Annotated in this window: 7 protein-coding genes; all 7 read right to left on the bottom strand. The window is 68.6% G+C overall.

Annotated elements, in window-relative coordinates; translation table 11 throughout:
* Window positions 1-709: 709 nt before the first annotated feature.
* Complete coding sequence (locus ACIP93_RS36685; RefSeq protein WP_401766522.1) at window positions 710-1,114, bottom strand: hypothetical protein; 405 nt, start codon at window positions 1,112-1,114, stop codon at window positions 710-712.
* 17 nt (window positions 1,115-1,131) lie between these two features.
* Window positions 1,132-1,692: a hypothetical protein gene (locus ACIP93_RS36680; RefSeq protein ID WP_401766520.1), complete on the bottom strand. Its 561-nt coding sequence runs from the start codon at window positions 1,690-1,692 to the stop codon at window positions 1,132-1,134.
* The gene (locus ACIP93_RS36675) at window positions 1,689-2,249 is read right to left on the bottom strand and encodes a hypothetical protein (RefSeq protein ID WP_401766518.1); all 561 of its coding nucleotides are present in this window, start codon (window positions 2,247-2,249) and stop codon (window positions 1,689-1,691) included. Before ACIP93_RS36675 ends, ACIP93_RS36680 begins: the two co-directional genes overlap by 4 nt.
* 417 nt (window positions 2,250-2,666) lie before the next feature.
* Entirely contained in the window at window positions 2,667-3,587 is a 921-nt protein-coding gene (locus tag ACIP93_RS36670; protein ID WP_401766516.1) for a hypothetical protein, read from the bottom strand.
* A gap of 15 nt (window positions 3,588-3,602) precedes the next feature.
* A complete protein-coding gene (locus ACIP93_RS36665) occupies window positions 3,603-4,814 on the bottom strand; it encodes a peptidase M23 (RefSeq protein WP_401766513.1) in 1,212 nt (403 codons plus the stop codon).
* Entirely contained in the window at window positions 4,814-5,590 is a 777-nt protein-coding gene (locus tag ACIP93_RS36660) for a hypothetical protein (RefSeq protein ID WP_366392630.1), read from the bottom strand. Before ACIP93_RS36660 ends, ACIP93_RS36665 begins: the two co-directional genes overlap by 1 nt.
* 3 nt (window positions 5,591-5,593) lie before the next feature.
* Window positions 5,594-7,666 (bottom strand): hypothetical protein, encoded by a 2,073-nt coding sequence (locus ACIP93_RS36655; protein ID WP_366392631.1) that lies wholly within the window; start codon window positions 7,664-7,666, stop codon window positions 5,594-5,596.

Raw genomic sequence — 7,666 nt, 5'->3', positions numbered from 1 at the left:
CCCGCGCGCGGGTCCGTAGGCGGCTTAGCCGCCTACCACCAGGGATCGGCTTCGCCGATCCCCTGACGGCGTTTCACGCCGTCGAGGGCTCCGCTTCGCGGAGCCTGACCGCCGTTTCACGGCGGTTGTGGGGGTTGCTCTGGCCGCTTCGCGGCCTCTGACCTGGGCTTTTGCCGCTTCGCGGCTAGGCTGGCTAGGAGGGGTGCGGGTGGCCTCGTCGGTTCCGTTTCCCTCGAACTTGGTTTCTATTTCCCTCACCTCCCTTTATCTAATTCCGTTTAGGTTTCCCACCATAAGGGTTACCGAATTCTTTGTCAAGTGTGGTGGTCGCCTCTTTATCTGGCGCCTTTTCTCGGTAATTCCTTGGCTTTATGAGAATACCTCGGCATTCGTTTTCCAAACGGCCGTAGGCCGTTTTCCTTTGCCCCGCAGGGGCGGGCCCCGGCGCGAAGCGCCTTAAAGGGGCCCACCGCGATAGCGGCGGCCCGATAGGGCCGGGTCTTTTCCGCCCCGTGGCCGAAGGCCACTTAGGGGGGCGGGTTTCCTTTCGGGCCCGCGAAGCGGGACCAGGCCGCCCGTGGCCGAAGGCCACATAGAGGCGGCCCAGCCCGAAGGGCTGTCGATTGGCCGCGCATTTGGGCATGGAAAAAGGGTGACCATTCACCGGTCACCCTTTTTCTGTTGCCTAGTCGTTACCTAGGCCGTTCTGTCAGCCCCCCATGTGGTCGAGCCAGTCGGCGGGTTCCATCCCGTCGATGGTCGGCCGGTCCTCGTCCCACTTGAAGTCACCGGGCGAGAGCTCGATCTCTGCGTCTTTGGCCCTTTCGAGGTAGGGCTCGATTTCCTCGGCCCGCTCCTCGTCGAGTTCGGCCTCAAAGTGCATGAGGCCCGCGTCGATGACGAGTTCCGGGGTGCAGTCGTTGAGGCGCGCGAGGTGGAACAGGTCGGCGAGGAGGTCGCCGCCCAATTCCCTGAGAATGTCGCCGTCCACGTTGAGGGTGCCGTCGAGGTAGTTTTGCCCGGTCGTCGCTCCGAACGCTTCCAGGGCGGTAACCGCCCAGTGCGCGCGGGTCCTATTGGCCTCGGCGGCGCCGTCCGCGTAAAGGTCCGTCATTTCCTTTTCCCTGCCTTTCACTTGCCGTAGACGGTGATTGCGGCGCGGACCTTTTCCGCGTCGAGGCACCCGGGGTGCCGGAACGTCGAGGGCGGGTTTCCGTTGCGCCCGCGCAGGTGGGACCAGTAGCGGGGGCCTTGCCACCCGCAGAGCTGGCACCGGAGGAACCACGGGTTATCGGCCCCGGGGTAGCCGCCGAGGGGGGTCCAGAGGAATTCGGCGAGTCCGTCCATGGCCTTGCGCGCGGCCTCGGTGTTCCGGGGCGTGGCGGGCATTCGCGGGTGCAGGAGGGGCACCGGCCCAACCAATTCGCGGGGCGCGGTCTCCTGGTCCTTCTCGGCGTTCTGCGGGGTGATCTGCCGCAGTTCGTACATGGCGACGAGGTAACCGGCGGCGAGTTCCTTTCCGACGCTTCCGGCGGCGACTCGGATCTCTTCGTTCTGTCCGGCCGGGACGGCGTACCAAGCGCCGTGCCACCGGTAAATGCGGCCAATGTGCAGTCCGTTGAATCGGACCGGGTAACGGCATTCCTGGTTGGGGGCACCGAGTTCGTATCGGCGCATTTCGTTGTTGGTCACTTGCTCCACCCCCACCACGAACGGATTTCGTCGGCGCTCTCGCCGTAGTTCTCCTCGACCATTTCGGCGAATGAGGCACCGGGGTTGGTGAGGCTCGTAATCGCGGCGTTCACGACGAGGTTGATTGCGTCCTCTTCGGGTTCGCCGAGACTGATCTCGCCGAGGACCATGTCGGCACCCGCATTGACGGCGGTCCGAACACTTTCCTCGGTGTAGCCGAATTCGGGCCGCTTGATTCCGAGGCGGCGCGCGTCGATGTACGCCGCGAGGGATTCCGTCGCGCTCCGCATGGAGTCGAGGCGGGCGTATTCGGCGTTCGGGCACTCGTCGGCGGCGAGGAATTCCTCGATTGCCTCCATGAGGCAGTCAAGGGAATGGGCGGGGTCAGTGGCCGTGGACAGGGTTCCGTCGGCCGAGACTCCCCAGACCTCCATACCGTCGAGGTCGATATCGCGGCTGTCGAGGAGGTTCCCGCATTCGGGGCAGTGGAACAGGCCGTCAGGCCGGATGCAGTAGGCGGAGAGTCCTCCGCACTGCGGGCAGCAAATTGGGTTCACTGAAAGCTCGCCTTTCGCGTAGCGCTTCCGGGGCGTGACCCAGGAGGCCGCACGGCACGGCGCGTGCTTTTCGGCCCGGTGCGCGCCGAAGGCGCAGGGCCGAAAACCCTTTTGCCGGTGCGCGCCGAAGGCGCAGGCAAAAGGGCGGTCCCGCGAAGCGGGACCGAATCGCCGGTGAACGCGCCGAAGGCGCCCGGCGATTCGCCCGGAGGGCCCGCCAGGGCCCGCAGGGCGGTGCGCGGCGTGCCGTGTGGCACCCTGGGCCACGCCCCGGAAGAAAGGGCCCGTCAGGGCCTCTTGAGGCCCTGCGCCGCGCCCTGCCGCGCCCCGTCACTGCGCCCCGGCCCAGAACGCGCGAGACCCCCCTCCCCGTGTGTCGGGAGGGGGGTCTCGCGCGTGCTCGGTGGCGGTGCCCTGCTACGCCGCTGCGCCCCGTTCGAGGACGCGAATCACGGCCTGTGCGCGCCGCTTGTTCTCCGGGACGTCCCCCAGGAGGACGAGCACCGGCTCGGCCGTCTCGCGGGCGTACTCGGGATCTTCTACGGCAAGGCGAATCCACACCGCGTGGGCGTTGCTGATCACCCGCTGTGTCTCGTCCTCGGGGGCCCCTGCCTCGCGGCGACGCTGCGCCGTCTGGACGAGGAGCTCCAACGTCTCGGCCCAATCCTCTGTCTCCTCGACCCGGCGCACGGTGAACGCGGCCCTCGTCGTCATCACGTTGACCGTAGGCGGTGCGAGAGGCCCGAAGGCACCCGCGAGGGCGGTCTCGATCTGGGCGGCGGCGACGATGGCCTCGACGAGCCGTCCCGCACGTTCGTGGGCGACGAGCTCGGCCCAGACGGATGCGTACTGCGGCGGGAGGGGCGCGGCCCACTCGGGCGGTACGGCGGCCGTGGCGCGGCCGGCATCCGGTGTAGCGGGCTGCGGTGCGGTGCGGGGCTGAGTGCCGACCGCTGTTCGCTGGGGGGCCGGTTCCGGGACGTGGGTCACGACGGGCTCGACCGGCGCGGCCGGGGAGCTGGGGGCCGCGGGGGGCGCCTGTGCGGGGACGGGTGCCGGTGCCGTCGGGTGTGGGCGGTCGAGCGTCATCACGTCGCCGTTGACGTCCACGATCAGGGGCCAGGCCGCCCCGTCGGCCTCCTTGGCGAGCACGCGGACGGGGCGGCCGTGAAAGGCCGCCTTGATCCGGACCTCGGCGAGGGCGCGGACGCGGGCCTCGTTGGCGTCGAGGCCCGCCTCGGTGACCTTCTCACCGTTGACGGTGGCGACGCCGTTCGAGCTGACGGTGATGGTGTAGATCGGGGTTGCGGGAATCTGGTCGGGGTCAGTGATGGTCATTGGTCTTTCTCCGATCTATCCACCCTTGGGGAAATACGGTGGTGCCCAACCGACGTATGTAGAACCCCACTTGCTTTCAATGTCGGTGGCGGGTACGACGTCAATGTAACCCGGTCTGAGAATGTCGTTGCTGGCAATTTTCCCGTCACCGAGATACACGGCAACGTGACCCGCCCGGCCGCCGGTCTCCCAGTACATGAGGGCACCGGGCGGCGGGTTCCGGTCCTTGTCGTGCTTCATGCTGGCCGGCATCTCGCGGTAGTGGTCGATGGCGTACGGCGTCCCGGAGAAACTCCAGCCGTACACCCGGGCAACGAACGCGAGGCAGGCGCGATACCAGTCCTTGCCGCCCGTCTTGGCCTCGTTCTCGGCCCAGGCGATGGCGTCCGCGGTGCTGCGGGGGTTCTTCACGTTCGCGGGCCACGGGGCGTCACCATCGTGGAAGGCGGCGCCGGGCTTGCCGGGGCGGTCGTTGGCGCTCTCGGGGTAGCACTCGGCGTTGGGGTCGTCGTCCTGGTCCGGGTTGGTGGTGGCGGTGTCGTCGCCCTGGTCCTCGTCGGCGTCGCCGCCCTTGCCGGGGCGGTCAAGGTCGATGCCGGCCTCTTTGGCGATCTGCCGGGCGGCGTCCTCCTGGCCGTCGTACAGCTCGGGGTGGGCAGACGCCTGCACCTTCTGTGCGGCCTGCCCGAGGCCCATCGTCTCCCACCCCTTTATGTCGGTCAGGCCGTGGATGCCGGCGGTGGTGTCGCGGTTGGCGCCGAAGAAGAACATCCCGGCCGCGTACTTGGGCTGCATGATCTGTGTCTTCGTGCCCCAGCCCTGCGACGGCCGCTGTTGGAAGAGGCCGATCGAGTCGAGGTGGCCGTGATCCAGATTGAGGAGGGTCGACTCCTGTAGGGCAGTCATCAGGCCGATGAGCGAGGCGCGTCCGGACAGGCCGCCGTCGTCGGCCACCTTGTCAATGATCTTGGCGTTCGCTATCTGGTTCTTCCGGATGTTGCCGGTTGGTTGCTGGGCCTCTCCCCCGCCGTCGTCGCCGTAGTCGACGCCGGGCGTTCCGCGTTCGCCGCAGGAGTCGGCGAACGCCTTCCCGCCGATGCCGGCACCGAAGATGCCGACGACGAACAGGAAGATCACGAACACCACGGACGCTATGGCAGTGGCCTTGATCTTGAGCCCGGTCCCGGCGAAACGGCCGATGGTCCGGACGGCGTCGCGTCCGTCCACTACAGCCCCAGGATTCGGGAGACGCGCCACCCGTCGCCGTCGCCGTTGGTCAACTCGACCTGTAGCACGGTGGTTTCGCTGTAATCCTCGTACCCCTCGACGTCCACCTTCGCCGTGGTCTTCCGCCAGACACGAACGGGAGTGTCCACGGGCAGATCATTGCCCGCGGGCTCGACCTTGACCGTGCTCACGGTGGCGACTCCGCCGCGGCTGACGAGCTTGGACCATCCCGGGTCGGTGTGCCCGGCGAGGTTCTCGACGAGGGCCGCGGTCATGTACGGCTCGGCCCGGAGGACGCTCGCCGTGTGGTCCTGGTCCTTGGGCGGGTTGCGGGTGAGGTAGATCCGTACGGCCTCCTCGGCGACGTGGTCCGGCTTGCTGAGGTCGACGGCCGCCGAGGAGCTCGGCGACGCCGAGGGGCTGCTCGGCGTCGCCGCGGGCGCCTCGTCCTGGGCGCCGGGGGTCGGGCTCGCGGTGGCCGTTACGTGGTCGCCCTTGTGGCTCTCGCCGAGGAGGCTCGGCCACAGGAAGCGGGCCCCGACACCGAGGCCCAGGATCACCAACACGATGACCAGGGCCCCGGCCGGACGGATCGGGTCGCGGCGACGTTCCTCTCGAACCCATTCCTTCGTGCGGCGCCGGACGTCCTCGCGGTGCTCGCGCTTGGCCTCGCGGCGTCCGCGGCGGCCCTTCGTCTTCTTGACCTCCTCCGGGTAGGAGTACGAGGCGAGGATCTCCCGCCACTCCTCCGGGGTCGGTTCGTCTTTCTTCGTCATGGCTTACCCCCGTCGGCCGGTGTTCCTGGGCGCCGGGACCGCCGGGGCCGCTTGGCGGCGTGCCGGCGCGGTGGCGCGGGGCGGCGGCTGCGTGCTCCCGGTCGGCCGCGGTGGCGGACCGTTGGGCGTGCTGCGGATTACCGTCGCCTGAATGATCTTGGGATCGCCCGGCCGCGCGGGCGGCGGGGCCTGCCGGAAGGCGTAGTTCGGCGTCCCGCCGTTCTCCGGGCGCATGACCGGTGTCGGCCCCGACCCGATGGCCGGACGCGTGGCTCCTGCCCCTGTGGTCCCCGCCGCGGCCGTGGTGCCCTCCTTGCCGCCGGGCAGTCCGGCGCGGGGCCTCGACGGCTGCGGGGGCAGGGTGGAACGGGCCTTGCCGGTGACGTCGGACCGCTCGCGGTCGAGCGTGATCACCGGGGCGTCGGAGCGTCCGCCGGCAGTCGCGGCGGCACCGCCGGGCGGGAGTGCCGGACCCGCCCCCGCACCGGCCGTAGCCGGGAGCGGGCGGGGTGCCGGCGCGGGTGGCCGGTGGCGCGGTACGCGGGTGAGGACGACGTTCATGTCGTCGGCTGCGCCACCCCCGCCGCCGGGGAGCTGCGGCAGGTCGTCGCCGCCCCCGCCGCCTCCTCCTCCGCCGCCGCCTCGGCGACGTCCGCGGCCGGGCAGGGTGCGCACGGGCTGATGGTCAACGCCTCCGCCGCCTCGGCGGCTGCTGCCTCCGCCGCCTCGGTTCATCAGCTTGGCGAGGGCGAGGCCGCCGAGCATTCCGGAGGTGGTGCCGCGGACGCCGAAGATTTGGGCGACGACGGCCCGGAAGTTCATCCCGACGATGGCGGCGGCGATGCTCAGGCCGCTGGTGGGGAGCCACCCGTACTGTCCGAACATCTGCGTCGTGGCGGCTTGTAGGGATAGGACGGCGCCGAGGACCATCGTTGCGATGAGGCTTTCGAGGGTCCGCGCGAGGAGCTGATCGAACCAGGCGAGACCCCACTCGCGGGGGCGGCCGGGGATGACCCAGAGGCACGCGAAAATGACACCCGTCAACAGGAGCATGAGGGCCCCGAGGAGGCTCGCCAACGAGGTGAAGGCGAGCATCAGGATTAGCGCCGCGAACAGGATCACGGAGATTAGAGCGGGAATGGTGACCATGATCCGGCCGACGGGGCTATGCCCCTGACGCCATTTCACGGAGTCGCCGCCGACTGCATCGTCATCGACGGTGTCTTGCAACCATTCCTTGCGCTTGTCCTTGTCGCTGCCCTTGTCCAACAGGTCTTTGCCGTACTTCTCGCAGACCTCGAAAGAGCCGAATTCCGCGACACACCACGGGGTCGCCACATATGCGCGCCACACGGCATCACTCGATTTACGGAGGGCGTCATCCCTGCCGTTGCCGCTGAATTTCGGCTTATGGTCGAGCTTGAAAGGGAAGTCGCCCGACCCGTCGCCGAGGCCCTGCGACGTGGCGTTCATGGTGACGCTCGATCCGACCTGACGGGCGCTGTCGATGCCGCCGACCCAGGTCTGAGGGCTGGTCAGGAGCGACACCGAGACCACACCGGAGATCAGCACCCAGGCGATTTGCGACAGGCCCCCGCCCCCGCCGCCCTTCCGGTGCTGCACGAATGCCACCAGGCCGCCGACGGCGAGCGCGCTCGGGAGGAGCGTCACCGTAAGGCCCTTGGCGGCCCCGCCGATGCTCTTGGTGATGGCGTTCTCAAGTTCCGGAATCGTGGTCAGTTGGAAAATCCACTGCACGATCACGATGCACGCTGTACCGAGTACGGCAATCAGGCCCATGCAGATATCCGCGATGGCTTCGGCCATCGGGTCGAGGATGTCCCACTTGCCGAAATCGGAATCGAGCTGCCACAGAGACGGATTGCTGTACGTCTCATAGAGGGTGCCCTCGCCGTCGGGCACCTTATTGTCGGGCGACGGCATGAGGTCGCCGACTCCCGTTGGGTCGATATCCGCGGCGTGCGCGTGCCCGGCGAACACCATCAACGTGGTGAAGGCGAACAGGAGCGGAATCAACACGGTCCGCAGGCGCGGCAAGTTGTAGTAGACGAGCAC

The sequence above is a fragment of the Streptomyces sp. NPDC088745 genome, from assembly GCF_044751045.1.
In the GTDB taxonomy this organism is placed as follows: Bacteria; Actinomycetota; Actinomycetes; order Streptomycetales; family Streptomycetaceae; genus Streptomyces; species Streptomyces cremeus.
Note: the sequence above shows the minus strand (reverse complement) of the source record. Positions and strands in the feature narration are given on the sequence as shown.